Origin of the sequence: Rhizobium sp. P32RR-XVIII (assembly GCF_012641395.1) — a bacterium.
GTDB lineage: Bacteria > Pseudomonadota > Alphaproteobacteria > Rhizobiales > Rhizobiaceae > Rhizobium.
Genome location: NZ_JABAIH010000002.1, coordinates 843,818 through 868,451, shown reverse-complemented (window position 1 = coordinate 868,451; position 24,634 = coordinate 843,818). Strand labels below are relative to the sequence as shown.

Annotated in this window: 35 protein-coding genes and 2 tRNA genes; 23 read left to right on the top strand and 14 right to left on the bottom strand. The window is 59.3% G+C overall.

Annotation, left to right across the window (positions count from 1 at the left end):
• Window positions 1-2: 2 nt before the first annotated feature.
• The 7 genes from HGP14_RS09500 to HGP14_RS09470 form a co-directional block, all read right to left on the bottom strand.
• On the bottom strand, window positions 3-539 hold the full coding sequence (locus HGP14_RS09500) for a hypothetical protein (RefSeq protein ID WP_168829550.1): 537 nt from the start codon (window positions 537-539) through the stop codon (window positions 3-5).
• An 84-nt stretch (window positions 540-623) separates the two neighbouring features.
• A complete protein-coding gene (locus HGP14_RS09495; RefSeq protein WP_168829549.1) occupies window positions 624-1,040 on the bottom strand; it encodes a hypothetical protein in 417 nt (138 codons plus the stop codon).
• A 300-nt stretch (window positions 1,041-1,340) separates the two neighbouring features.
• Complete coding sequence (locus HGP14_RS09490; protein ID WP_168829548.1) at window positions 1,341-1,505, bottom strand: hypothetical protein; 165 nt, start codon at window positions 1,503-1,505, stop codon at window positions 1,341-1,343.
• Entirely contained in the window at window positions 1,502-1,786 is a 285-nt protein-coding gene (locus tag HGP14_RS09485; RefSeq protein WP_168829547.1) for a hypothetical protein, read from the bottom strand. The genes HGP14_RS09490 and HGP14_RS09485 overlap by 4 nt, the downstream gene beginning before the upstream one ends.
• Window positions 1,787-1,789: 3 nt before the next feature.
• Window positions 1,790-2,176, bottom strand: coding sequence for a hypothetical protein (locus HGP14_RS09480; RefSeq protein WP_168829546.1), 387 nt, complete (start codon window positions 2,174-2,176; stop codon window positions 1,790-1,792).
• The gene (locus HGP14_RS09475) at window positions 2,177-2,485 is read right to left on the bottom strand and encodes a hypothetical protein (RefSeq protein WP_168829545.1); all 309 of its coding nucleotides are present in this window, start codon (window positions 2,483-2,485) and stop codon (window positions 2,177-2,179) included.
• Window positions 2,482-2,703 (bottom strand): helix-turn-helix transcriptional regulator, encoded by a 222-nt coding sequence (locus HGP14_RS09470; RefSeq protein ID WP_168829544.1) that lies wholly within the window; start codon window positions 2,701-2,703, stop codon window positions 2,482-2,484. Before HGP14_RS09470 ends, HGP14_RS09475 begins: the two co-directional genes overlap by 4 nt.
• Before the next feature lie 94 nt (window positions 2,704-2,797).
• Between HGP14_RS09470 and HGP14_RS09465 the strand changes: the two genes are divergently transcribed.
• On the top strand, window positions 2,798-3,439 hold the full coding sequence (locus HGP14_RS09465; protein ID WP_281408075.1) for an XRE family transcriptional regulator: 642 nt from the start codon (window positions 2,798-2,800) through the stop codon (window positions 3,437-3,439).
• A complete protein-coding gene (locus HGP14_RS09460; protein ID WP_168829542.1) occupies window positions 3,436-3,861 on the top strand; it encodes a hypothetical protein in 426 nt (141 codons plus the stop codon). The genes HGP14_RS09465 and HGP14_RS09460 overlap by 4 nt, the downstream gene beginning before the upstream one ends.
• Before the next feature lie 123 nt (window positions 3,862-3,984).
• Here HGP14_RS09460 and HGP14_RS09455 read toward each other — a convergent pair whose 3' ends face one another.
• Complete coding sequence (locus HGP14_RS09455; RefSeq protein ID WP_168829541.1) at window positions 3,985-4,314, bottom strand: helix-turn-helix domain-containing protein; 330 nt, start codon at window positions 4,312-4,314, stop codon at window positions 3,985-3,987.
• A 185-nt stretch (window positions 4,315-4,499) separates the two neighbouring features.
• Here HGP14_RS09455 and HGP14_RS09450 point away from each other — a divergent pair, with 185 nt between their 5' ends.
• From HGP14_RS09450 to HGP14_RS09380, 15 genes are all read left to right on the top strand, one after another.
• Window positions 4,500-4,793 (top strand): Arc family DNA-binding protein, encoded by a 294-nt coding sequence (locus HGP14_RS09450; protein WP_168829540.1) that lies wholly within the window; start codon window positions 4,500-4,502, stop codon window positions 4,791-4,793.
• A complete protein-coding gene (locus HGP14_RS09445; RefSeq protein ID WP_168829539.1) occupies window positions 4,793-5,104 on the top strand; it encodes a hypothetical protein in 312 nt (103 codons plus the stop codon). Before HGP14_RS09450 ends, HGP14_RS09445 begins: the two co-directional genes overlap by 1 nt.
• A complete protein-coding gene (locus tag HGP14_RS09440) occupies window positions 5,101-5,523 on the top strand; it encodes a hypothetical protein (protein ID WP_168829538.1) in 423 nt (140 codons plus the stop codon). Before HGP14_RS09445 ends, HGP14_RS09440 begins: the two co-directional genes overlap by 4 nt.
• 2 nt (window positions 5,524-5,525) lie before the next feature.
• A complete protein-coding gene (locus tag HGP14_RS09435) occupies window positions 5,526-5,729 on the top strand; it encodes a hypothetical protein (RefSeq protein WP_168829537.1) in 204 nt (67 codons plus the stop codon).
• The gene (locus HGP14_RS09430; protein ID WP_168829536.1) at window positions 5,729-5,935 is read left to right on the top strand and encodes a hypothetical protein; all 207 of its coding nucleotides are present in this window, start codon (window positions 5,729-5,731) and stop codon (window positions 5,933-5,935) included. The genes HGP14_RS09435 and HGP14_RS09430 overlap by 1 nt, the downstream gene beginning before the upstream one ends.
• Window positions 5,928-7,043: a hypothetical protein gene (locus tag HGP14_RS09425; RefSeq protein ID WP_168829535.1), complete on the top strand. Its 1,116-nt coding sequence runs from the start codon at window positions 5,928-5,930 to the stop codon at window positions 7,041-7,043. The genes HGP14_RS09430 and HGP14_RS09425 overlap by 8 nt, the downstream gene beginning before the upstream one ends.
• Window positions 7,044-7,053: 10 nt before the next feature.
• Complete coding sequence (locus HGP14_RS09420) at window positions 7,054-8,043, top strand: PD-(D/E)XK nuclease-like domain-containing protein (RefSeq protein ID WP_168829534.1); 990 nt, start codon at window positions 7,054-7,056, stop codon at window positions 8,041-8,043.
• 3 nt (window positions 8,044-8,046) lie between these two features.
• A complete protein-coding gene (locus tag HGP14_RS09415) occupies window positions 8,047-9,357 on the top strand; it encodes a hypothetical protein (protein ID WP_168829533.1) in 1,311 nt (436 codons plus the stop codon).
• Window positions 9,354-9,587, top strand: coding sequence for a hypothetical protein (locus tag HGP14_RS09410; protein WP_168829532.1), 234 nt, complete (start codon window positions 9,354-9,356; stop codon window positions 9,585-9,587). Before HGP14_RS09415 ends, HGP14_RS09410 begins: the two co-directional genes overlap by 4 nt.
• Window positions 9,580-10,554 (top strand): DUF5131 family protein, encoded by a 975-nt coding sequence (locus HGP14_RS09405; protein WP_168829531.1) that lies wholly within the window; start codon window positions 9,580-9,582, stop codon window positions 10,552-10,554. Before HGP14_RS09410 ends, HGP14_RS09405 begins: the two co-directional genes overlap by 8 nt.
• 84 nt (window positions 10,555-10,638) lie before the next feature.
• Window positions 10,639-11,070, top strand: coding sequence for an HNH endonuclease signature motif containing protein (locus tag HGP14_RS09400; RefSeq protein WP_168829530.1), 432 nt, complete (start codon window positions 10,639-10,641; stop codon window positions 11,068-11,070).
• Window positions 11,067-11,516 (top strand): hypothetical protein, encoded by a 450-nt coding sequence (locus HGP14_RS35465; RefSeq protein WP_168828768.1) that lies wholly within the window; start codon window positions 11,067-11,069, stop codon window positions 11,514-11,516. The genes HGP14_RS09400 and HGP14_RS35465 overlap by 4 nt, the downstream gene beginning before the upstream one ends.
• Window positions 11,513-11,893 (top strand): hypothetical protein, encoded by a 381-nt coding sequence (locus HGP14_RS09390; RefSeq protein WP_168829529.1) that lies wholly within the window; start codon window positions 11,513-11,515, stop codon window positions 11,891-11,893. Before HGP14_RS35465 ends, HGP14_RS09390 begins: the two co-directional genes overlap by 4 nt.
• Window positions 11,894-12,107: 214 nt before the next feature.
• The gene (locus HGP14_RS09385) at window positions 12,108-12,284 is read left to right on the top strand and encodes a hypothetical protein (protein ID WP_168829528.1); all 177 of its coding nucleotides are present in this window, start codon (window positions 12,108-12,110) and stop codon (window positions 12,282-12,284) included.
• Window positions 12,284-13,312 carry a tyrosine-type recombinase/integrase gene (locus tag HGP14_RS09380; protein ID WP_246704392.1) on the top strand — a complete coding sequence of 343 codons (1,029 nt, stop codon included), beginning with the start codon at window positions 12,284-12,286 and terminating at the stop codon, window positions 13,310-13,312. The genes HGP14_RS09385 and HGP14_RS09380 overlap by 1 nt, the downstream gene beginning before the upstream one ends.
• A 60-nt stretch (window positions 13,313-13,372) precedes the next feature.
• On the opposite strand, the gene HGP14_RS09375 is transcribed toward HGP14_RS09380, so the two are convergent.
• The 3 genes from HGP14_RS09375 to HGP14_RS09365 all read right to left on the bottom strand — a co-directional run bounded on the left by HGP14_RS09375 (window position 13,373) and on the right by HGP14_RS09365 (window position 15,617).
• Window positions 13,373-13,449: transfer RNA gene (locus tag HGP14_RS09375), tRNA-Arg, on the bottom strand.
• Window positions 13,450-13,494: 45 nt separating this feature from the next.
• The gene (locus HGP14_RS09370) at window positions 13,495-13,800 is read right to left on the bottom strand and encodes an ETC complex I subunit (RefSeq protein WP_168829527.1); all 306 of its coding nucleotides are present in this window, start codon (window positions 13,798-13,800) and stop codon (window positions 13,495-13,497) included.
• Window positions 13,801-13,967: 167 nt separating this feature from the next.
• Window positions 13,968-15,617: a phosphoethanolamine transferase gene (locus tag HGP14_RS09365; RefSeq protein WP_168829526.1), complete on the bottom strand. Its 1,650-nt coding sequence runs from the start codon at window positions 15,615-15,617 to the stop codon at window positions 13,968-13,970.
• A 187-nt stretch (window positions 15,618-15,804) separates the two neighbouring features.
• On the opposite strand from HGP14_RS09365, the gene HGP14_RS09360 reads away from it, so the two are divergent.
• The 4 genes from HGP14_RS09360 (at window position 15,805) to HGP14_RS09345 (ending at window position 17,348) form a co-directional block, all read left to right on the top strand.
• Window positions 15,805-15,881: transfer RNA gene (locus HGP14_RS09360), tRNA-Pro, on the top strand.
• A 213-nt stretch (window positions 15,882-16,094) separates the two neighbouring features.
• Window positions 16,095-16,682: a hypothetical protein gene (locus HGP14_RS09355; RefSeq protein WP_168829525.1), complete on the top strand. Its 588-nt coding sequence runs from the start codon at window positions 16,095-16,097 to the stop codon at window positions 16,680-16,682.
• A 9-nt stretch (window positions 16,683-16,691) separates the two neighbouring features.
• Window positions 16,692-17,078 (top strand): hypothetical protein, encoded by a 387-nt coding sequence (locus tag HGP14_RS09350; RefSeq protein WP_168829524.1) that lies wholly within the window; start codon window positions 16,692-16,694, stop codon window positions 17,076-17,078.
• A 42-nt stretch (window positions 17,079-17,120) separates the two neighbouring features.
• A complete protein-coding gene (locus tag HGP14_RS09345) occupies window positions 17,121-17,348 on the top strand; it encodes a hypothetical protein (protein ID WP_168829523.1) in 228 nt (75 codons plus the stop codon).
• Between the two features lie 237 nt (window positions 17,349-17,585).
• Here HGP14_RS09345 and HGP14_RS09340 read toward each other — a convergent pair whose 3' ends face one another.
• The 3 genes from HGP14_RS09340 to HGP14_RS09330 form a co-directional block, all read right to left on the bottom strand.
• Window positions 17,586-18,806, bottom strand: coding sequence for an adenylate/guanylate cyclase domain-containing protein (locus HGP14_RS09340; RefSeq protein WP_168829522.1), 1,221 nt, complete (start codon window positions 18,804-18,806; stop codon window positions 17,586-17,588).
• Window positions 18,807-18,822: 16 nt separating this feature from the next.
• Entirely contained in the window at window positions 18,823-20,439 is a 1,617-nt protein-coding gene (locus HGP14_RS09335; RefSeq protein ID WP_168829521.1) for an MDR family MFS transporter, read from the bottom strand.
• A gap of 99 nt (window positions 20,440-20,538) precedes the next feature.
• Window positions 20,539-21,714, bottom strand: a complete 1,176-nt coding sequence (locus tag HGP14_RS09330) for an HlyD family secretion protein (protein WP_168829520.1) — start codon at window positions 21,712-21,714, stop codon at window positions 20,539-20,541.
• Between the two features lie 138 nt (window positions 21,715-21,852).
• On the opposite strand from HGP14_RS09330, the gene HGP14_RS09325 reads away from it, so the two are divergent.
• Both HGP14_RS09325 and HGP14_RS09320 read left to right on the top strand, forming a co-directional pair.
• Window positions 21,853-22,755: a LysR family transcriptional regulator gene (locus tag HGP14_RS09325; RefSeq protein ID WP_168829519.1), complete on the top strand. Its 903-nt coding sequence runs from the start codon at window positions 21,853-21,855 to the stop codon at window positions 22,753-22,755.
• A gap of 233 nt (window positions 22,756-22,988) precedes the next feature.
• On the top strand, window positions 22,989-24,632 hold the full coding sequence (locus HGP14_RS09320; RefSeq protein WP_168829518.1) for an arylsulfatase: 1,644 nt from the start codon (window positions 22,989-22,991) through the stop codon (window positions 24,630-24,632).
• Window positions 24,633-24,634: the final 2 nt, after the last annotated feature.

The following is a 24,634-nucleotide window of genomic DNA, read 5'->3' as shown; positions in this document are numbered from 1 at the left end:
CATCAGCCTTCGTCGTCGTCTTCATCTTCGGGGGGTGCTTCGATGTCCGCTTGCTCGTTGATACGGGCCAGGAGATCTGGAAGCTTCGTGTCGTATTCCTTGCGGCCCTCGTCGTACGAGGTGAGCCACCAGTGATCCTCGTCAGATCCGGCCATGTAGCCGGACACGCGATCGTTGCCGAGCAGACCAGCCTGGAAACCCTTGGCTCGGACGAGAGTCTCGCCGGTGACGCGTTCTGCCTGGTCGAGAAGGTCACCGCCGCTCGTCTTGGCGATCAGTCCCATCCATTCGAGGTTCTGTCGATCGCTCAAATGCTTATCGACGACCTTCTGCTTATCGTCGGCGACGACGCTCTTGAGGTAGTGGTCGAGCTTCTGGGATGAGATCCCGTGGGAGTTTGCATTCTTGCGGTTTGCCTTCCGCTCGTCGGCGATCCGCTTCGCCTCGAAGTGATTGGCGAGATCCTTGCGGTGGTAGTAGGCCACCAGGAGACGGTGATCCGTCTCCGCCTTGCTGCTGTTGTCACCGATCGCTGTCATTGCCGTAGCTGCTCCTATGTTGTCGGAAAAATCCGAAGGTTTCGGACAAAAAAAGAGAGGCCGGACTAGGCCTCATCTCTCATTTCATGCGCGATCCATAGCGCCAATAAACGCGCGTATTCCATCAACGAGAGGCTTGCAGCCATTAACCAGCGGGCGAAAGCGATCCGCATCGGGGCGTGCCAAGAGAGCGTCCGCCCGGGCAATGAATTCGTTTGCTCTTGCGATGAGTTCATCGACTTCTCTGAGTTCTGCGCGTGCATAGGTGATGCCTGCCTTTTCCTCGATGACCCGCAATTCTTCGGCAGAGATCGACACGCGCGGGTCGGCGTACCAAACATCCTTGGTTCGGGTGAAAGACCAGCCGAGACGCCTTGCCGCAATCCGGATGCGATCCTTCACGTTTTCGCCGCTACCCTTCGGCGCGACGTGCTTTTTCAATGCGGTTGATGCGAAATCGACGCTGGACATTTCGGATTTCTCCAACTGTTTTTCGGACATTTACGAATTCCCCTGTGCCACTAATCCGACGTGGCCAGGGCTTGATTGGTTTGAGTTCAGCTTCTGCCAACTGGCGAAAGCCGGTGATTGAGAACGGGGTGTACGATGAAGAGCTGTGAAAATGACGCGACGGGAACTCGGTGGAACTTGTGTCCGGTCGCGTCATCAGCTGCTTCGAAGGAATTGGACATCGAGCGCATCACCGAACTCCTGGGATGCCGTCGAGAATGGCTGCCATCGCGCAGAGCACGAAGCCGCCGATGATCATCGCCAAGAAGGCGTATCCGAGAAACGTCGCGATCATGCCGCTTCCCTCACCTCTGTAGGCCGCGTCAGCGCGTTGCAGCGCTCGCAGTGCCGCTCAATGATTTCTTCAATGGAGAGGACGCGCTCGCATGCATCGCAGCAGTGGAACGTCATCTGGCGTTTGGTCTGGCGGACAGCCGTTGCGAGAGTGCTGGTCATGCCGGAACCTGCTCAGTCTTCGGCGTCAGCATTGCCGTGAAGATCGAGATATCGGTCTTGCGAGAGACAACGGGGCGGAAGAAACGGGCGTCAAATCCGCAGTATCCACTCCGGGTTCGCACTTCATAGAAGCTCAAGGCGACGTGCTGCTTCGTTCCGTCAAAAGCATCGAAATCGCCGCCCTCAATGCAGGATACGGTCAGAATCCGTCCCTTTGCGACTCCGCATTCGAGGTCTTCGATCGCCGCGACCTTCTGTCCAACCTGAAACTTGCATTCCATGGCTCAAACGCCTCCGCCGCAGTCGTCGATGATGAGATGATCGAGGCCGGACGGCGACGGTTCGACCTCAACAGGGTCCGCCAGTCGGCCTTGCGCCTTCACTGCAGCGAATTCGCCGCCGTCCGATTGGGAATTGAATTCGGGCCACGGCGCCCAAGCGATCGGCTCCTTGCCGACGTTGAAGCCAGACCAGCGGTTGCCATCGAGGACAGCGCCGTTTTGCGTGTAGCGAGGCGGTATCCAGTAGGACTGGACGACCGTTCCATCGGAGTGAACCGCGAGGATGTATTCCTTTCGGTACTGCTCGATACGCTTGATGCCGTCCTTCGTTCTGACGGTCGTCTGCACCATCTTGCCGCGCGGTGCGCTGGAGATGTCGTGGTTCCACATTTACGCAGCCTCCGCGTAGCTAATCGCGCGCCGCATGACTTTCGTCATGGCCTTGTGACCGCACTGATCGTTGAATTCGAAAATGGACTGGCTGCCGCACGCCTTGCGCAGGATCATGATCGCCTGGCCGTAGTCGTCGGCGTTCGGCTGCAGGCGCTGAATGGCTCCGACCATGCAGAAGCGACAAGCCTTTTCGTCAAGGGGCTTCACCTGATTGCCGTGGCGATCGAAGGCGATGGCGCCTTTCGCCCACTTGTGCGGGGCGCTGATCATCGCCAGCGCGTCTTTGAGAACGTCGGCGGCGCTCATGCTGCGGTCTCCGCAGCGGGGACGTCGAAAAAGAGAGCGTCACTCCAGTCGATCGCACGTTCTGCTGCGGCCGAGCGGATCGCCTGCATTTCTTCTAGCGAAGGGGCGACACCGTTCTCCCATCGCGAGACCGTGGCCTGCGTTACACCGGCCACCGCGGCAAACTCAGCCTGGGTGACAGCGAATACGTTCTTTCGGATGTGCTTCAGCGCGTTCATGGGAACGGATATTATGCGCAAACGGATTATTTGCAAGCGCATTTTATCCGCGAACGCATTTTTGTTTATCCGCGTTCGGAACTAGCGTCCGTCTATGGCTACGATCCCTGAAAAACTTCGCGCGATCATGAAAGCGACCGGCTGGAAGCAGATGCAGCTCGCCGAGAAATTTGAAGTGTCGCAATCCACGGTCAATCGCTGGCTATCAGGCGCCGAACCTGAAGGACAACGGCGCGACGCAATCAATGATGCCTACGAGCGACTCACTGATGAAGTGCCATCCGATAACGGCGGCTGGCATCCAGTCTCGATCATGGGCTACATCGGCGCTGGTGCGGAGATCTTGCCAGATTTCGAGCAGGTTCCTCCGGAGGGCCTGGATCAAGTTCACGTCCCTTTCCATCTGCCGGAGGAAATGATCGCTCTTGAAGTCAAGGGAGATTCGATGCTGCCGGTCTACAAAGATGGGCACGTAGTCATCGTCTATCGTGATCAGAAAAAGCCGGTGACGTCCTTCTATGGCGAAGACGCTGCTGTTCGAACTTCCGAGGGCAGGCGCTTCCTGAAGACGATCATGAAAGGCAGTGGCGGCGTCACACTGATGTCGTTCAACGCGGCACCGATCGAGAACGTCAACCTCGATTGGATCGGAGAGATATTTGCTGTTCTGCCGCGTTCGCAGCTTCGGAAGGTGGACCGCGCCGGCGGGCTGCAGGGGAAATTGAGGCTGGGATGAAAAACGTCGTCGTGCTTGGCGCCATCGTCGGGTCGCTCTCTGTCTTTCCGGCGAAGGCGGAAACGCTTCTTTGCGTCGAACAAATTTCCGGTGGCCTCAAGTTTCTCGACGGAGAATGGCGCAGCACCACCTTCAGATTGTCCAATCCCCAGTATGTGGTTTCACCGAAAAATGGTGAACCGAACACTTACGAGGTAAAGCAACTCGGCAAGTCCTATCCTGATTTTACGTGCGAGAGAAAAGTCGTCGACGGTCAACCCAGCGAGCAAATGGCTTGTGGTGGCCTTGGATACGGCATGCTTATCAACTTTAATGCGCTCAGGTTCGTGGAGATCTACACTTTCGGGTATATCGAAGACGATAGATCTGGAGGAAACACGCCGTTTGTCACCGGTGGGCAATGTTCGGCGATATCGCCCTGATCGTCACCCTTCTACTTACTCCCCTCAGAGCAAGAACCTAAAAACAAATAAACTAATGTTATTATGCCTATCGTTATTAGGGGGGGCGCTGGTGCACTTTTGCCAAGGGGGCGCTAGTGCACCCTAGAGGGCTTCCCAAGCGAAAATCAGCCGGTAGCGATTGACGGCTCGATTCCGTAGCCCGCGCTGCACTTGATCCTTCGCGATCAACGTTTCATCGATCAATTTCGCCACAGCTCGCTTCACCGTCGAAGGGTTCAAATTCAGATCCTTCGCGATGGTCTTCTGCTGATGCTTTGTGTGGTTGTCTTTCCGGTTCATGTGCATGGCAATGAAGATCGCCACACGTTGGCAGTCGGAAGAGAGGTAGGGACGCCCCAGGACGTGGCGTATCCATTCGTCGCGCTCGCGGTACCAGTAGCCCGCTTCAGATAGCTCTTGATCATTTTGCATGCCCTAGATTTATGCGCGATTATCCGTCTGCGCAATTATTTTTATCCGTTTGCGCATTTTCTTTGTTGCTATTTATCCGTTTGCGCATAATATCCTCTCATTAACAAGCCGCTACCGATTGAGCCCGCCACGGCGAAGATCGCGAAACGGGACCGGCTTGGATCATTCGATCAGAGGACGGGACGATGGCAGAAAGCATTCAGACAGGACGCGGATCGGATAAGTTCGTCATCCGCCTTCCAGATGGTCTCCGAGAAGAGATCAAGGCCGCGGCCAAGGAAAACGGTCGTTCGATGAACACCGAGATCGTCGCCCGGCTCTCTGGCGATCCCAAGACGCTCCGCGACCAGTTCGCCGGTCAGGCTCTCTCGGGAATGCTCGCAGCCGATGAGAAACGCGCGCTTTCCCCTGAGGTTGCGGCTGTGAGCGCCTACCGCTCCGCCGACGCCATGCTCGCCGCTCGGAAAGGAGGTGCGTGATGGAAGTTACCTTCTTCTTTGAAGAACTGAAGATCGCCGAGTTCGGCGAAGGCGCCCTGCTCTACGGCCATGCGCTGCTCAAGGCCGACAGCTCCGGCGGCTTTTACGTCGACGAGATCGTGTTCCAGAACGGCCACGTCATCCACCAGCGCAGCCCGACGGTTCTCGATCGGGAGATGTTCAAGGCGATCACGGAAGTCCTCTACGACAACCGCGTTGTCTACGACGAGGATGGCAAGCCGGTCTCTACCTCCGGCAACCAAGCCGATAGCGAATGGGCTGATGCAGTCTCCGAAAGGAAGGCGGCATGATGCAGAAGACATACACGCTGGAGGAAGATTTCGCGCCAATTCTCAAGGGCGATATTGACATCCCGAATGCCGAGGACGTCGATCCAATGCTCTTCCTGAGCAATCTCGCATCCGGCGGGCATAGCTGGGTCCCGAAGTGGGGATGGGGCCGCGTTAACGGTCAGAAGAATTGGGCTCAGTTCTTCCTTACTCCCGCAGGAATGGGCGGCCGCTTCGATGGCGGAGGCTACGCGGTCGTCTGGCGCAACGGCATCTTCGATCAGGAAGCCAAGAAAACGATGCATCGCCCGCTCGTCGTCCGCTTCGCTATCTGCAAGCACGAAGAGGTCGATGCACCCGGCGCTAACCATTCGCGTGGCTGGCATCCCGGATCCTGCAGACATTGCGGTCTCGATATGACCGTCGACAGCGGTGATTGATCATGATCACCGCCCGCGAACTCCGCAACATCATAGCCGTGATGCACAGCATCGACCGGCACGAGATCGAGGAAGCCGGTTACGACATGCCGGACGGCTCCTGGCAGCACTTTCAGGAGAACCCGGCCGAGCGGTTCCTCAAGTGCAACGATGAATGCCGGGAAGCGATCAGTTCGGTCATCAACAAGCGCCTGAGGGGTGAGTAATGCGCCCCCTCGATCAAATCGACGCCGATTACAAGAAGGCAGTCGACGCGAAGCACCGGCTCTTGGATTGCGCCTTCGTCGTCTCGCTCTCGGTCGCCATCATCGGATTAGCCGTCCTTTTCGCCATGTACCAGGCGCTCGCACAGGCTGACCAGCATTTCAAAGATCAAAACCTAATCGCACAGGAGTCCATGCATCATGGCTGATCAAGTCACGTCTACCGATCTGATTATCAAACTGCCGGCTGTGATGACGGCTGAGGCATTCACCGATGACAGGGAGTTTGAAAAGCTCTTTGCCAAGGTCCAGGAAGAGGTATCGAAGCACACGCCCGACGTTTCGACGACTGTCGGTCGCCAGGCGATCGCTTCCCTCGCCTACAAGGTCGCTCGCACGAAGACGGCGCTTGTCGGCCAGGGCAAGAAGCTGACCGAGAGCTGGCGCGACCAGACCAAGAAAGTCAATGCCGCCTGCAACACGATCGAGGAACGCCTCGACGCGTTGAAGGACAGCGTTCGCAAGCCGCTTACCGAGTGGGAAGTTGCTGAGGCCGAGCGGGTCGACGGTCACAAGGCTTGTTTGGAAGCTCTGATCAATCTGTCGAAGGTCGGTTTCGGTCGCCCGTCATCGGAATTGCGCGAACTGCTTGCCGATGTCCAAAACCAGCCGATGGGCAAGGAACACTGGGAAGAGTTCGCCCCACAGGCGAGCGTTGCCCGCGAAGACGCCATCGACACACTCACGCGCCTTTTGGCGACTGCTGAAAAGCAGGAACGGGAAGCGGCGGAACTGGAACAGCTTCGCGCCGAGAAGGCCGAGCGGGACCGGCAGGAGGCGGAACGCCTTGCGGCCGAAGAAGCCAAGCAGGCTGAGGCCGATCGCGTCGAGCGCGAGCGTATCGCCGAAGAAAAGCGAAAGGCCGATCTGGAGAAGGCAGCAGCCGAAGCCGCCGAACGTGTCGAGCGAGAGAATGCCGCTCGTGTCGCCGCCGCGGAACAAGCAGCGAAGGACGCCGCCGACCGGGCGAAGCGTGAGGCAGAGGACGCCCAGCGCCGTGCGGATGAGGCTATTGCCGCTGCGAAGGTCCAAGCGGAACGGGAAGCGGCTGCCGAGCGCAAGCGAATCGCTGATGCACAGGAAGCTGAGGCAGCCGAACAGCGCCGCCGCGAAGCCAACATCGCGCACCGCAAGACGATCAACAATTCCATCGTCAAGGAACTCGTCAAGTGCTCCGGCATCACGGCCGACCAGGCGCAGAAGATCGTTGTCCATTTGGTCAGCGGTTTGGTTCCGAACGTCACCCTGAAATACTGAGGATCAGACCATGGCTGACACCGTTACCGTCAACACGCATGTCGAAGCTCTAAAAGAGCAGTCGAAGTTCATTCCGGACGGGATCTATTTCGGAATGCCGGAAAGCGTCTACCACGGCGACCCGGCGCTCGGGTCGACCGGCATCAAGAAGCTTGTCGACAACGCTCCGGACTACTGGTGGGATTCGCCGCTTAACCCGGCGCGGCCCGAAGACGACGACACCCCGGCAAAGGTATTCGGTCGACAGTTCCATCAATGCGTTTTGGAAGGTCCGGAGAAATTCAAGGCCGGTCACGCGCCGCAATACAATCCCGGCAACCGGAAAGACGGCATCGACGAGATTGCCAAGATCAAGGAAGCGGGGAAGGTTCCGGTCAAGTTCAAGGATTATGCGAAGATCCTTGCAGCGTCGGCCTTCATCAAGGCGAACAAGACCCTCGCCAATGCTTTCGAGGGCGGAGTTCCGGAAGTCTCGGTCTTCTGGACCGAGAACGGCATCCGCTACAAGGTCCGGTTCGACTACCTCAAGATGAACGCCATCACCGACTTGAAGTCGCTGGCGAATATGTACGGCAAGGAGTTCGGCAAGGCCTGCCGCGATGCCGTCGCTGGTTATGACTATATCGTCTCGGCCGAGCATTACCGGCATGGCCGGATGCAGATGGCGCGGCTCATCAAGGAGGGCAAGGTCTACAATGCCCCTGATGATCCGAAGTTCATGCCGTGGCTCATCCAGATAGCCGGCAATGGCCAGTTCGCCTTCGTCTTCGTCTTCTACCAGAAGGACGGCGCGCCGATCTCGCATGCAATCATGCTTTCGCCGGGGAACCCTCTGTTTGGGTACGCCAGGCAGATGATCGTCAAGGCGATCGACAACTACAACCGCTACATGGCCGAGTTCGGAACCGACACGGCATGGGTCCCCTCCACCCCTCTCGAAGAACTCGACGAAACCGATCTGCCGGTCTGGTACCAGCAGCGCCTCACGACCGGAGCATAATCCATGGATCACGAAATCATCACTCAGGACGGCGAAATCATCGAGAGCATCGGCATTTCATCGTCTGTTGCTGTCCAGCTTCAGAAAGCCGAGATCGATCAGCTCATCACCACGGCGCGTGCCTATCCGCGTTCCATGAAGCGCGTCCAGAACGCAATCATGAGCATGGCGACCTTGGACGAGGAGAGCGCCGAGGAATGCATGTACGCCCTTCCTCGCGGTGGAAAACCCATCAAGGGTCCATCGATCCGCTTTGCCGAGATCCTGAAGCAGTCGTTCGGCAACTGCCGGGCGGGTGCTCGGGTCGTGGACGTCGACCGGGTCGAGATGTTTGTCGAAGCCGAGGGCGTTTTCCATGATCTTGAAACGAACTCGTCGACCACGGCGCGCGTCCGTCGTCGGATCAGCGACAAGCACGGTAAGCTCTTCAAAGATGACATGATCATTGTCACAGGCAATGCGGCCTGCTCGATCGCGATGCGTAACGCAATCCTGGCCGGCGTTCCGAAACCTTTGTGGCGTCGAGCCTATGAAACAGTCCAGGCAACCATCACCGGCGACGTTACAACACTCTCCGAAAACCGCGAAAAGGCGTTGAAGGCTCTCGCTGCGTTCGGAGTGAAGCCGGAGCAGATATTCAGCGCACTTGGCCGGGAAGGTATCGAGGACGTCAATGTCGACGATATCGGCACGCTACGCGGCATGTATTCTGCCCTGAAGAACGGCGAAGCGACCGTTGAGGAAATGTTCTTCGGAACGGTCAAGGCTGCATCCCAACACGAGAAGGTTGCCGACCCTCTTTCCGACGAGCCGATCAAGCCACAGGAGGCCGCTGGCAGCGACGAAATGGCGCCTGCTACCGAGAACCGGGCCAAGACCGAAGCGGCTGCAGACGCCGAACTCGTCGACAAGGACACCAACACCGAATCCGGCGTGCCGCTCTCGCCGGAAGCCGCAGACGCCCCGTCCTCCGCGTCTGCTGAGGGAGGCGAGCGGTCCGATCCCCCGTCGTCTCCCTCCACCAATTCCGAAGCAGCCGGCGACACCGAGCGCGATATCCTGATCCGGTATGCGCGCGATGTTCTGCCCATGGCGGCGGATACGAACATCTCGCCGGCTGCTCTCAAGGAAGTCGAAAAGCAATGGGCAGGCGACGAGCTGAAGAAGCTTTCGGAAGACGGCCAGGAGAAGGCACGAACGATCAGCATGTCCATGCGGTCGATTGCGAACGGGAAGACGACGCTGGATATGGCGATCGAATATTTCTCGGAAGTGCTCGGCTGCGAGCCGGTAGAGATCGGCGGTGAAGCATGAATCGCCCCAATACCGCGAAGCTGCAGGCTCAGTGCGACGCCTTCAACGCCAAATACCCTGTTGGCCAGAAAGTCACGGTTCGCCGTGACAATGGCGAAGGCAAGGTAACGGTCACCCGGTCCACGGCCGAAGTCCTGTCGGGCCACTCGGCTGTGATTTGGCTGGATGGCATTTCCGGATGTTATCTTCTCGACCGGGTAACGCCCCTCATGGAGGCGTCCAATGGCTGACGAAACCCTCATCTCCTGGGCCGACCACACGCACAACCACTGGATTGGCTGTACCCGCATCTCTCCCGCGTGCGACGGTTGCTATGCTGCACACCTTATGGAAACTCGCATGGGCCGCGTCGAATGGGGCGGGCCTGGCAAGGGGAGCGGTACGCGCTCCCTCACCTCCGAAGCAAATCGGCGCAAGCCCCTCTCATGGGATCGGAAGGCAGCCAAGGAAGGCAAGCGCCCGTTCGTCTTCTGCTCGAGCTTGGCCGACGTCTTCGACAACGAGGTTCCGACCGAATGGCGCGCCGATCTGTTCGAGCTGATCAAGAAGACGCCCAATCTCATCTGGCTGCTGCTGACCAAGCGTCCGCAGAACATCGTCAAGATGGTCAAGGAAATCGGCTTCATGCCGAGCAACATTGCATTCGGCACGACGATCGAGGACCGAGAGCGGGCAAAGAAGAACCTGCCACACCTCATCGTAGCATCCGGATTGCGGCCGCTCTTCCTCTTTGCCAGCTGCGAGCCCTTGATTGGTGATCTCGGTGATTTGTCGCCTTGGATGACCGGTGATCCCCTCCCGCAGCGCCTTGCTGTTGGCGAGCGTTACGAGAGCGGCATCAAGATCGGCGCGGATGGATGGCCGAAGCTTACGGCGGTCGGCTGGTGGATCACCGGCGGAGAAACAGATCAGGGCACCCACAAGGCGCGGCCGACGCATCCAGCCTGGTTCCGCGGCATTCGCGATCAGGCGCTTGCGCACGGCCTTGCCTATCACCACAAGCAGAACGGCGAGTGGGCGCCACTTCAAGCCAATGATGGCGATTGGCCGACCGATCTACCGGGATTCTGCAGGATCAACGAAGCAGGCGAGCGTGTCGATACCGGCTGGCCGATGCAAAAAGTCGGGAAGAAGCACACCGGCCGGATGATCGATGGCGTGACGCATGACGCATTTCCGGAAGTGAGGCGCGCATGAGCGAACGTGAACGCCTTATCGCCCTCGTCCGCTGGATGGCGAAGCTGCAAGCCGAGACCGAACGCGTGAAGCGGGAGGCGTCTGATGGCTCGCCGTGAGTTCACCCGAAACCAGAAAGAGCAGATCGTCGAGCGCGCTCGCAACGCGGAGGGAATGGTCGCCTGCGAGCGTTGCGGCATGTTCCTGAAGAAAGGCGCGTGGGAGATCGATCACATCATCCCTGAGGCGCTGCGCCCTGAAGCCGACAGGAAGGCCAAGATCACGATTGCCGAAGGCCAACTGCTCGGTAAGGAATGCTGCCACCGCGGCGCCGACGGGAAAACGAACAAGGACGTTTCCCAGATCGCCAGGGCCAAGCGCCAATACAACAAGGCCAATGGGATCAAGGCGCAGAAGCAGCCCATCCGCTCCCCAGGTTTCCCGGCGACCGAGAAATCGGCCAAACGCCAGCCCAAGCCTTCCTTGCCACCGCGCCAGCTTTACCGCACCATAGACCCTCAGGAGGGGCGGAGATGAGCCTCCCGTATGCAAATAGCACGTCCGGCCGCTCTGCCATGGACGATATTCGCAAGACCATCCAGGCGTTCGGCTGCTCGAAATTTGCCCCGATGGAGGATTTCGAGGCCGGCAAGGTCATCATCCAGTTCGAATACCGCGGTCGCATGGTGCAGATCGAAGCGAGCGCCAAGGGATACGCGGCGGCTTGGTTGCGTCAGAACCCTTATTCGTCGCGCATGCGCATGACGAAGGTCGAGCACGAGCGCCGCGCCCTTGAGAAGGGTCAGGTCGCCGTCTGGTCAATTTTGCGCGACTGGATCAAGGGGCAGCTCACGGCAATCGAGACAGGCATCCTGTCGTTCGAAGCAGCGTTCCTCGGTCAGATCCTCTTGCCGACCGGCGAAACCGTCCATCAGCGCATCACCTCGCAAGGCCTCCTTCCGGCTCCGGAGCAAAAGCCATGACCTCTATCAAACTTGAGCGCTCGGTCGAGCAATGGGCTGGATGCGATGCCAACGCCATCGCCAGCGGCTCCAAAGCGCAGATGATGCATTTCGTGCAGGACGCGAAGAAGGACATTGCCGCCTTCTCCTCCGATAACGCCGCCCTGGTGGCGGAGGTGGAGGCATTGCGGGCTGAACGAGATGGCTTGGTGAAGGCGGTAAACGATTTGCTCGTTGCTGCCTCGTGGCTAGATCGTCCCTTCGTCGCGCAAAACACGCCGGTCGCTGAAATCCACGAGCGCATAGCGCTCATGTTCGCAGATATGACCCGCACCGAGGCTTCCCTTGCCGCCCTCACCGATAAGAAGGGCGCCCCTGCAACGGAGGGCGGGAGATGATGGCTGACAGGCTCACTAAATGCCCAGCTTGTGGCGGGCTCGGTTACTTTCGCTGCGACTGCTGGCCCGGTGATTGCATCTGCGGCCAGGACGAAGACACCTGCTGGGAGTGCGAAGGTGAAGGGTTGATAGACCCGACCTACGACGACGATTTCGGCGTTCCCTTCGAAGAACCCGACTACCCACCACCCCCAGAGATCAAGGGAGGTGAGGAATGACGGCATCTGCCCTCATCAAAGAATCGGATTTGCACCGCATGGCAAAGATCGCCAAGCGCGATGGCGTGCGTGTTGAGATCGTAGTCGACGGGAAAATCATTAGGGTTTCCCCCGATATCCCCGATAATCACAGCGGCAAGGACGTTGAAAAATTCCGAGGATTTGACCTCTGATGGAGGACATGCCGCGCAAGCCATTCTTGTCCCATGAAACGACCCGCCACGGAAAGCTTGTTTGGTATTTCAAGCGGAAGGGAAAGCGCGTCCGGCTGAAGGGGGAATATGGCAGCGACGAGTTCAACTCGGCCTATGAAAAGGCGCTGACGGGATCTATCCCGACGGTCGAGGCACCAAAGTCTCGTACCGGCTCTCTAAAGTGGCTGGTTGATCAATACAAGCGCAGCGCAGCCTTTGCCGAGCTGGCACAGGGAACGCGACGAGCGCGGGACAATATCCTGAAGCAGGTTCTGGAAAAGAACGGCGACCTGCCATTCGGCCGCATGACGAAGGCCGATATCAAGGCCGGGATCGACAAGCGCGCCGCCACCCCAAATGCCGCGAACAACTTCCTGAAGACAATGAGCCACCTGTTCAAGTGGGCAATCGAGGCCGAACACGTCGAAATCAACCCGGTGACTGGCGTAAGCAAGGTCAACGTTAAATCGGACGGCTTCCACACATGGACCGTTGAGCAGGTCGAAAAGTACCGCGCTCATCACAAGCTCGGGACCAAGTCACGGCTGGCGATCGATATCCTGCTCTTCCTGGGATTGCGCCGTGGTGACGCTGTGGTCGTCGGCAGGCAGCACCTTAAAGACGGCGTGATATCCCTGAAAACCGAGAAGACAGGGCAGTGGGTTTACCTGCCGGTCTTCAAGCAGCTCATGGATTCGATGGAGGCCACGCCGACAGGTGATTTGGCATTCCTCACGACAGAGCGCGGGAAGCCATTCAGTTCAGGAGCATCGTTTGGGAATTGGTTCGCCAAGCAGTGCAAGGCAGCCGGGCTGCCGGACGAATGCAGAGCGCACGGGCTGCGCAAGGCGGGAGCGACGATAGCCGCGGACGAAGGTGCAACGGCTCATGAGCTGATGGCAATGTTCGGCTGGTCGCGTCTGGCGATGGCTGAAATCTACACCAAAGAAGCAGACAAAAAAAAGCTCGCGAAGAGTGCGTCGGAACGTCTGGCGAACAGGATGTAGGTCGCACCTTTGGCCCTGCCCGGTCGCACCTACAATGAATCAATAACTTGGGATATGGTTTGGCGACCCCTGCAGGATTCGAACCTGCGACCACCTGCTTAGAAGGCAGGTGCTCTATCCAGCTGAGCTAAGGGGCCGTCCGGCGCTGCGACGCAGGGCAGCAACGCGGCATGTCTGAACGTTCAGTGTGTCCACGGTTGAGTGCGGGTATAGCGGAAATTATCCGGATAGGCGACCACCTGGCGGGCCGGATCCTTCGGCGCGATCACGCGGTATTCGATGCCGTTGCGCTTTGCATAAGCTTCGGCCAGTTCCTGCGATTCGAAGGTCAACTTCAGCTGCTGGCGCGTGTCGCCGGAGGACGTATAGCCCATCATCGGATCAATCTTGCGCGGCTGCTCCTGATCGAACTCCAGCACCCAGAGATGCGTCTTGGCCTTGCCGGACTGCATGGCGGTCTTGGCTGGACGATAGATCTTGGCAGACATGCTGCGCGCCTCCGGCTACGCGGGCCCTGCCCGCTGAATATTTCAAACCTCCACCCCGTTCTGGAGCGGTTCCTTGCGATCCATATAGCGCAAAGAGATGAATTTTGCCTATCCGCGAATCCGCCGGATTTCAAGAAAAAAGCCGAAGCGCACCGAACTGCCGCAGACTAATTGGACGCGAGCTTGTCGGCGGGCTTGCGGCAAGGTGAAATAATGTCGAGCGAGGCGTTGCGAACGCTCGTCTCCACCTGCATCAGCCCGAGCACGCTATGGAAGAAGTTGTCGTGCGAGGCCGGCCGCTCTGCCTGCGCCGCGATGCAGGCCCTATCCAAGCGGGTTTCGCTGGCGAAAGCATCCGAAAGCCAGAGCGCCATCGGCACATGGGTCTGCTGCCTTGGGGCGATGAAATACGGCGCGCCATGCAGATAGATCCCGTTCTCGCCGAGCGATTCGCCGTGATCCGAGAGATAGAGCATCGAACCGGCAAGCTTGTCCTGATGCGCCTTCAGCTTGTCGATGACGGAGGCGACCACGTGGTCGGTCATGACGATCGTGTTGTCGTAGGCGTTCGTCACCTCTTCCGGTTTGCAGTTTGCGAAATCGGCAACGCGGCAGTCGGGCGTAAAGCGCCTGCTATCATCGGGATAGCGCTGATAGTAGGCCGGGCCGTGGCTGCCGAGCTGGTGAAGAACGAGCACGCTGTCGCCCTTCACATTGGCGAGCCAGTCATCGAGCTTGTCGAGCAGGATGGTGTCCAGGCATTCGCCGTCCTTGCAGAACCGCGGATCGCGGGTATTCGGCAGATACTTGTATTTGATGCGGTCCGCGACACCGTAAGTCCCGGTGTCGTTGTCCCACCATTCGACATCGATCTTGGCGTGGCCGAGCACATCGGTCAGATTATCGGTCGCCAGGCCCTTCCGGTGGCTGTACTGCGTCCGCGGATAGACGGAAAACATGCAGGGGATGGAAACGGCGGTCTCCGTGCCGCAGCTCGTGACATCGGGGAAGAACGTGACGTTGCGCGCTTTCATCTCCGGGTTGGTGTCGCGGCCGTAACCGCCGAGCGAGAACTCCTGCCCTCTTGCCGTTTCGCCCGCAACGATGATCAGCACGCGGGGTTTGCCGGGCGCTGCCGCCGGTATCTGGCGCGCATCCGTGCCGATCGGCTGGCGCACGACATTGAGATTGTCTCCATAGGTGGCGGCAAAATAGATGGCGCTGCCGATCGGGAAATGCGGATTGATCGTCATCATCAGGTCACGATGGATGCGCCCGACGGCGGCGTAGGTGGAGTAAAACCCCATGCCGGTTACCGCGACGACGCCGATGCAAGGCAGCACCACCGCCGTATTATGCAGAAACTTGCTCCAAAAGGGCCGGTGGACGACACGCACGGCGGCAATCGCCAGGGAGGGTAGAACGCCCGCGAGCAGCATGTGGAGAACGAACTTCGCGGTGATCAGATGCTGCGCTTCCGATTGCGTCGTAACGGCTGCGTTGCGAAGCATCTCGCGGTCGATGATGACGCCGAAGCGGTCGGTGAACCAGGCCGCGGCGACTGCGGCAAGCACAAGGAAGATCAACGCCGGCTTGATGAGGTATTTCATGGAGACGCTCACGGCGATCGCGATCGTCAGCGCGATCATGCCCGCCACGAAGCCGGCGAAGGCCAGCCGATGGCCGTCGAAATAGACGAATGCCCGGCTCCAGAACGTGTAATTGGCGACGATGAGGATATAGAGCGATACGATGACTGCGAGCGTGATGCTGCCGATTTGGGGGCGCACCCACGCCTTCTGCTTTTCCGTTGCCATGCCGATTGGTTTGCTCCGTGTGCACCAGCGCAGAGCGGCTGGCACCGCGTTGCCGCCTGACTCAAAACCGCGCGACTATGGTGAGGCTTCCTGACACTATCCTGAACGGCAAAGCAGCGCCGAAGGATGGGGCAAACGCGTTTTTGATATTGCGGCGCCGGTATGAAGCGTGTATTGGCCCCTCTCACGGAGTGTAGCGCAGTCTGGTAGCGCATCTGGTTTGGGACCAGAGGGTCGGGAGTTCGAATCTCTCCACTCCGACCACCGACAAGCCCAGAGTTTGCTGGTGAATTTTAGACCCGCTAATATTCCCTGAAAAGCTTACCGCCACCGATACGGTTTGCCGCCACCTTGATTCGGTGGCGTTGCGGAATTGAAATAGCCCTCCGAAGCCGCCTGTCTCGTTGAATACAGGACGCTAGTCTGCCCAGAAAACGCGAGATACAACTTCCACCGGCAGAGTTGGAGGGACGAGTCGTGGAAGAACAGAAGTCAATTTTTGGACAGTCGCCGCCCCCTCGCAAAGATCATGTCCTGTTTAGAGCGGCCGATGCGGGGACTAACGCCTGCATCTCGTACTGGTACGACGTCAACTACCCTTACAAGAAAGGGTTCCGGATGGCGGCCGGTCGCCTAGCGCTACAAGTCTGCGAGTCGCATTCGGACCAGGACTCGCTCGTGTATCCGATCCTCTATCTCTACAGGCACCACATCGAGCTTGTCCTGAAGGATATCTTCAGGACCACTGCGATGCTGCTGGATCGTCCGATTGCCGATAACGAGGAGAAAGCACTTGGCAGGCACGATCTCTTGCCACTCTGGGAGTTGGTTGTTCCGCTGCTTGATCCAGCATGCGAGTCAATTGGTGAAGGTGCGATCCCGGCTGATGATATCGAGGGCGTGAACTCGTATCTTGAACAGGTAGCCGAACATGATCCTGACGGCCAGCGCTTCCGGTACGCGACTGTCAGGCTGAAGTCCCCGAAGAACTCAAATCAGCCGGTGAACTCGTCCATCAGAAACATTGTCTTGTCGACATTCCGACGTTTCCTATTAACAAAGTAAAGGCAGTCGATGCGGCTCGACTACTTCACGAAAGCCGATCATGGTCTTCAAAACATTGCGAAACGGCGGATCAAGATCGCCCGCATCAAAGACTTGAACGATCCATTCGAGTTTCTTCCGCTGCGCCTTCCTGACAAAGCGTCACGGATCGGTATGCGCGAAATGAAGAAGCTGGCGGACAAGGAGTATGGGATCGTCTGCCTCTCCGACAACTGGCAACATCCCATGATGTCGTCTCACTACGCCGACCGGCACAACGGGATATGCTTGGCGTTCGATGTCGTCGGCACCCGTCCGATTATCCCCATCAGCTACACCGGCAATCTGCTTGAGGCAAAGGACTTCAAACGAAAACAGTTGGATGACCTGACCGTAACCGACTTCATCGAGACCTAGTTCATCAAATACGCTTCGTGGGCCTACGAAGAGGAACGGAGAATGGTCTTTCAGCTAGATCAGGAGGAGAAAGAGGGTGACCTCTATTTTCATCACTTCGAGCCCAACCCGCGGCTCGCGCAAGTGATTGTCGGCGCTGAAAGCGCCGTGAGCCGGCAGCAGGTCGCGGACGCCATAGGCGCCCTGGTCAACGTTGAGTCATTCAAGGCTCGATTGGCATTCAAGAGTTTCACGGTTCGGAAAAACGATCTTCCCCGGCGGTGGAAATGACCGCTACGTGTCCAAGTATCGCTGTTCCTTGAACTTCGAGTCGCTCCGATAACTGCATCGGACAAAAGCGCGTCCATTACAAGCTTACAAATTTGTCAAAATAGCCGTCGAAATTCAATAATATAGCTTATTTCTAATCTCTCCACTCCGGCTATCTACCACGGTGATATAGCCATGGGGCCACCGGTCAGGCACGCCACGTTTTAGGGCGAGCCGGTCGCTGCGGCTGGCATCGTATTACCCCGCGCTTCCTCCTCTTTCCGCCAGCGTGAACAGCTCGATCGGATCCTTGAATCCTTTCAGATGATGGAGCTTGGTGGAGACGATGTTTTTCGTGCCGGCGCGGAGACGGAAGGCATCGGACATCAGGACGGACTTCCCGAGTGCGCCGCAGGCGGTCTGGATCCGGCTGAGGAGGTTGACGTCCGATCCGATGACGGTGAAGTCGAGCCGCCGGCCGGAGCCGATGTTCCCATAGCTGACCTTTCCGTAGTGCAGAGCGACGCTCGCGCCGATGCGGACGCCGCCGAGCTCGAGCTTCGCGAGATCGTCGAGGATCTGGTCGGTGGCCGCCAGAGCCTGCTCGCTCGCCATTGTGGCGTCGGAACTCGGGAAGAACGCGAGCACGGCGTCGCCCATGAACTTCAAGACCTCCCCGCCTTGGCTGGTGATCGCAGGCACCACGATGTCGAAGTAGGCGTTCAGAAGTTCGAGGACCTTCTCATCGGCCAGCCGGTTCGAGAGCTCCGTGAAGCCGCGAAGGTCGCAGAGAAGAAGCGCGGCCTCCATGGTTTCGATCTCGCCCTGGCGAATCCTGCCGGCAAGGATGCGCTGGGCAGTCATCGGGCCGATGTAGGTATCGAGCAGCGAGAGCTCGGCCTGCCGCAGCACCCTGATCTCGCAGCTGTTGCGAAGCGCGGGAAGGATGCGCTCGATGACGTGGATCTCGGAGAGCGTGAAGCCTGAGGACCGCTTTGTGGCAAACACCGCGGCACTCACCGGGCCGTCGATGTTGCAGAGCGGGGCGATCACGAGCTGGACAAGTCCCCGCCCCTCGAAGACGTCGATATGCTGCCAGGGCCACATCTGGTCGTCGGCATCGACGATCATCGGTTCCCGCGACTCCATCACCTTCCGAAGCGCGCTGGCTGCGAAGGCCATCTTCATGCCATGCTCCCGGTCGTGGATCTCCACGGGTTCGGACGGCGCCCAGGCGACGGTGCGACCAAGGATTTCCGGATGAAGTGTCATCAGGTGGAGGGTCAGCCGGTCGACCGGTAGCCCGATCTGACGCAGCCTGCGACCAAGACCGGCAACAAGGCCAGCCTCGTCGACGGAATGGCATTCGTCACCGGAAAGCCATTCCAGAACGGACAGGATGGAGGCGGGATCGACGCTGCGTCCCCCCTTACCGGCCGGATCCCGGTGGGACATGGGCTCCTGAATGATCGTATTCATGTCCATCTCCATCTCCTTAGTGAGCGCCAGCGCCGGAGACCTGGCCGGGCTTCTTCAGAAGCAGCGTTGCGACGAGCGCGACGACCAGCCCGACGCCGAGCAGGAAGAACGCGTCGCTGAAGGCCATGACGTTGGCCTGCTTGCGCACGCTCGAAGCGATGGCGACGAGGGCCTTGTGCGTGGCTGTGGCCTGGTCGCTGACGCCGTGGTTCATGAAGTAGGTCGTGAGCTTCGCGACGCGGAGGCGGGTCGCCTCCTCGAAGACGCTGACCGAGTTCGTCAGGATATTCGAGTGGAACTGCTCGCGCTTCGAGAGGAAGGTCTGCAGCGAAGCGATACCGACGGCGCCGCCGAGGTTGCGCATCATGTTGAAGAGTGCGGAGGCCGAGCCTGCGTTCTCCTGCTCGATGCCTGCGGTGGCGATCGCCGAGAGCGGTGCGAAGACAAGCGCCTGTCCGACGGCCCGGATGACATTCGGCCAGAAAAGCTGGTCGCTCCCGTAGTCGCCGGTCATATAGACGTTCATGAAGTTCGAGGCTGCAAAGAGAGCGAAGCCCACTGCGATCACGATCCGCACATCGAAGAGCTTCATCAGGCGCGGCACCAACGGGATCAGCAGAAGCTGCGGGATGCCGGTCCAGGCGAGAACCATGCCGATCTGTTCGGAATTGTAGCCCTGGATGCGCGACAGATAGATCGGCAGCACGAAGGCCGATCCGTAGAGCGCAATGCCAAGCAGGACATTGGCGACGATGCCGAAGCCGAAGTTGCGCCGGACAAGAAGCCGGAGGTTCAGCAGCGGATGCGCGGTCTTGAACTCGATAATCAGAAAGAGCGTCAGCGAGACCGCAGCGACAATCGACAGGCGGACGATGAAGTCCGATCCGAACCAGTCTTCCTTGTTGCCTTCTTCCAGCACCGTCTGCAACGCGGCAAGCCCGATCGCCATGGTGATGATGCCGGGCCAATCGCCCTTGGCGAGCAGGCCGAGGTTCATCGGAGCGCGATCGAGCGACGCCCAAAGCATGCCGACCATTACCAAGCCGGGAACGAGGTTGACGTAGAAGATGAACTCCCAGCCGTAATTCTCGGTCAGGTAACCGCCGATGGTGGGCCCGATGGCGGGAGCGAAAGTTGCCGAGAGCGCAAAGAGCGCCAGCCCGATCGGCTGCTTCGGCTTCGGCAGCAGCGTGATGATGATGGTGAACGCCATCGGAATGAGAACGCCGCCGGCGAAGCCCTGGATCGCGCGCAGCACGATCATCTGCTGCAGGTTCGCGGCGAAGGCGCAGGCGACCGAGAAGACCAGGAACAGGATCGCGTTGACGAGGAGATAGGTGCGGACCGAGAAGACCCTGGCCAGCCAGCCGCTCAGCGGGATGACCACGATCTCGGCGACAAGGTAGGACGTTGAAATCCACCCGCCGTCGTCCTTGCCGGCGCCGATCGCGCCCTGGATGTCTGCGAGCGATGCGTTGACGATCTGGATGTTGAGGACGGCCATGAACGCGCCAAGCGTAGAGCCGACGACGGCGATCCACATGCGCAATGCGCTCATCTCGGATTTGGCGGACTGCGCCGGGGGCGCCTGCGGGCGCGGATTGCTATTGGCTGCAATCTCAAGGGTAGCCATGACTTTTCTCCTTCCGGCTGGTCCGGAATCTCTCATGACGCTGGGTGGTCGATAATCGGGAAAGGAACGGAAGGATTATCCGGTGGGGTTGGATAATCCTCACTTCCCTTCCGATAGCTGCGCGGCCTTGGTGTCGACCTCGGGTTCGACGGACATGCCGGAGCGAAGACGGCCGGCGAGGTCCTCGTCGTCGATGACGATCTTGACCGGAATACGCTGGACGATCTTCGTGAAGTTACCCGTCGCATTGTCCGGAGGCAGCAGCGAGAACTCGAGACCGCTCGCGGGCGAGACACTGTCGACGTGCCCCTTGACTTCGAGATCGGGAAAGCTGTCGACCTTGATCTCGACCGGCTGTCCGGGCTGCACGTAGGTGAGCTGCGTCTCCTTGAAGTTGGCGACAATGTAGACCGAATGCAGCGGAACGATCGCCATCAGCTGCGTGCCGGAGGTCACGAACTGTCCGACGCGGATCGAACGGGCTCCGACCGTGCCATCCACAGCGGCGACGATGTTCGTATAGGAGAGGTTGAGCTCGGCCTGATGGGCGACGGCAAGGGCCCGATCCCTCTGGGCGACCGCCTGATTGCGCTGCGTCTTGAGCACGGGCACCTTGTTCTGGGCGGCGACGACGGCCGCCTGGTCGCGTTCGACTGCGGCGGAAGCCTGATCCATCAGCGACTGGCTCTGCTCGGCGCGGGATTGCGTACCAGCGCCATTGGTCGTGAGGCGGGCGTTTCTGGCGGCATCGGACTTTGCAAAAACCAGCGAGGCCTGGGAGGCGCCGAGCGAGGCCTTCGCCTGACCGATGATCGATTGCTGCAGGTCGACCTGGGCGTCGATGTTCGTGATCGCTGCCTCCGCGGCCTTCACGTCGGCCTTCGCCTGGTTGAGGGCGGCCTGGAAGTCGCGGTCGTCGATCCGGGCGAGCACCTGCCCGGCCTTTACGACGTCGTTGTCGTTGACGAGGACGTCCTTGATGTAGCCGGCGACCTTCGGAGCGATTGTCGTATAGTCCGCCTTCACGTAGGCGTCATCGGTGGATTCGATAAAGCGGCCGACGGTCCAGTAGTGGTGGCCGAAATGGACGCCGTAGGCTGCGCCGGCGAGAAGAACGGCCAGAATCACTGCCTTCTTGACGCCGCCCTTCCGCGACTTGGCAGTCGCCGGCGGTGCGGGGACCGGCTTCTGCTCGGGCACGGATGGGATGTCTTTGATCTTCGTGTCGGCTTCGGCGGAAGTCTCGAACACCTCCTTGCGAGGCAGCTCAACCATGTCAATTCTCCTGCGGTTTCGCGCGCAACGAGCGCGGGCTTGCTTGAATGGCGTGAAGATGCCCCGCTATTCATCGATTGATAATCCGCGTATATCGGTAAGGATCATACGCTGAGAGCGGATAATCAGGAGGTGGGCATGGACCGGCTGACAAGTCTTTCGGTCTTCGGAAAGGTCGTTGAATGCGGCGGTTTCAGCGCGGCGGCGCGCCGCCTGAACATGTCGGTGACGATGGTCGCCACCCATGTGCAGTCATTGGAAGAGAGGCTGGGCGTCCGACTTCTGAACCGGACAACGCGCAAGGTCAGCCTAACGGAGACCGGCAAGTTCTACTACGACCGGTCCGCCCAGATCCTTGCCGATCTCGAGGAGGCCGACCGCGCGGCAGGAGCACTGACCACGACGCCGCGCGGAGTTCTCAAGCTCCATTCAACAACCGCAGTCGTACCCTTCCTTCTGCCTGTCATCGACGAGTTCCTCGAGCTCTATCCTTCCGTCTCACTCAACATGATCACCGGCGAGCGGATGATCGACATGATCGAAGATGGATATGACCTTGCCATCCGCCCGGTTCCCTCACCCGACTCCAGCCTGATCGCCAGAAAGCTCACGCCATGGAGGCATGTGCTCGTGTGCTCGCCTTCCTACCTCGAAGCACATAAGGCTCCGGAAACTCCCGGCGATCTTTCCGGTCACGACTGCCTTCAATACACGTATTATCCGTACGGCGACGAATGGACCTTCGAGACGGAAAGGGGCGACCGGACCCAGGTGAAGATCAACGGCTCGGTCGTCTCGAACAGCGCCGAGACACTGAGGTATCTGGCCATCAGCGGGCGAGCGGTCTGGCTCGCCCCGAGCTTCGTCGTATCGGAAGACCTGGCCGAAGGCCGGCTCATCCGCCTGCTCTCCGGCTACCGGGGCGTGGAATTCGTGATCAACGCCGTGTACCCGAACAGAAGCCATCTGCCGACAAAAGTCCGTCTGTTCATCGATCTGCTCGCCGAACGGTTCGTCGAACATCGCAAGTGGATGACCTAAGCCAATGCGGAGAGATCCGGGGATCGAAGTCGCCAAACGAATAGGAGGCAAGCGATTTACGACCGGATTTACGGCATGCAACGTCAGCGTTTACTGTAACGTACTTCCGCAAAGGCAGTTTAAGGAGAAGTCTCTCCAGGTCGAATGACGACGATCCAGTTCAGGCATGGCCGTACCCTGCCGGATATAAGGGAGAGCGTAATGTTGGACGACCTGAAAGCCGGGAGGACGTGATGGGCACGAAACTCTCCGGAAGATTTCTCACCGCAACGGCCGCCGTCGCCATGTCGCTGGCATCGACAACATTCCTCACGGCGGCAAGGGCTCAGCAGCAAACGCCTGCAACACCGCCGCCCGCCGCCGAACCCGCGGCGCCCCAGGACACGTCAAAGCCGAACATCCTCGTCATCTTCGGCGACGATATCGGGCAGACCAACATCAGCGCCTATTCGTTCGGCGTGATGGGCTACCGCACGCCGAATATCGATCGTATCGCCAAGGAAGGCATGATGTTCACGGATTACTATGCCGAGAACTCCTGCACGGCTGGGCGCTCCACCTTCATCACCGGCCAGGTCTGCCTGCGCACCGGCCTCTGCAAGGTCGGCATCCCAGGAGCCACGGTGGGTCTCCAGCCGCGTGACATCACCATCGCCCAAGCCCTCAAGCCGCTTGGCTATGCGACGGGCCAGTTCGGCAAGAACCATCTCGGCGACCGCGACGAGTTCCTGCCGACCAATCACGGTTTCGACGAGTTCTTCGGCAATCTCTATCATCTGAATGCCGAGGAGGAGCCGGAGCGGCCTTACTATCCCAAAGACGATCAGGAATTCGTGCGCACGAATTCACCGCGCGGCGTCCTGAAAGCGTCAGCAGACGGCAAGATCGAGGATACCGGCGCGCTGACCACAAAGCGCATGGAGACGATCGACGACGAGACGACCGCGGCGGCGATCGACTTCATGGACCGGCAGGTGAAGGCCGGAAAGCCCTTCTTCACCTGGATGAACACGACCCGCATGCACGTCTTCACGCATGTGCGGGAATCGATGAAGGGGCAAAGCGGGATGCCGGGCAACGAGTATGCCGATGGCATGGTCGAGCATGACGGCGACGTCGGCAAGCTGCTGAAAAGCCTCGACGATCTTGGTATCACCGACAACACAATCGTCGTCTACACCACCGACAACGGTCCCAACCAGTGGTCATGGCCGGATGCCGCCACCACATCGTTCCGCAGCGAGAAGGACACCAACTGGGAAGGCGCGTTCCGCGTTCCGGCAATGGTTCGCTGGCCAGGACACATCAAGGCCGGCGAGGTCTCGAACCAGATGATGTCCGGACTGGACTGGTTCCCGACCTTGCTTGCAGCCGCTGGCGATCCCGACATCAAGGACAAGCTCGTGAAAGGCTCGACGATCGGCGGCAACCAGTTCAAGGTCCATCTCGACGGCTATAACCAACTCCCGTATCTGACGGGCCAGGATAGCAAGTCGTCGCGTGATGAATTCTTTTACTTCAACGACGACGGCGAGCTTGTCGCTTACCGCTACGGCAACTGGAAGATCGTCTTCTGCGAGCAGCGGGAGCCGGGCGGCTTCGTGGTGTGGGCCAACCCCTTCGTCTGCCTGCGCGCGCCGAAGGTCTTCAACTTGAGGATGGACCCCTACGAGCGAGCTGACGTGGTATCCGACCAGTACTACGACTGGCTGGCCAAGAACGCCTACCTCCTTCAGTACGGCGTCTGGCGGGTGGCCCCGTTCCTTCAGACTTTCCGCGACTATCCGCCGAGCCAACGCCCTGCAAGCTTCAGCGTTGACCAGATGGTCGAGGCACTGATGCGGTCGCTGGAACAGAGCCCGGCCGCGGCGCGCTAACG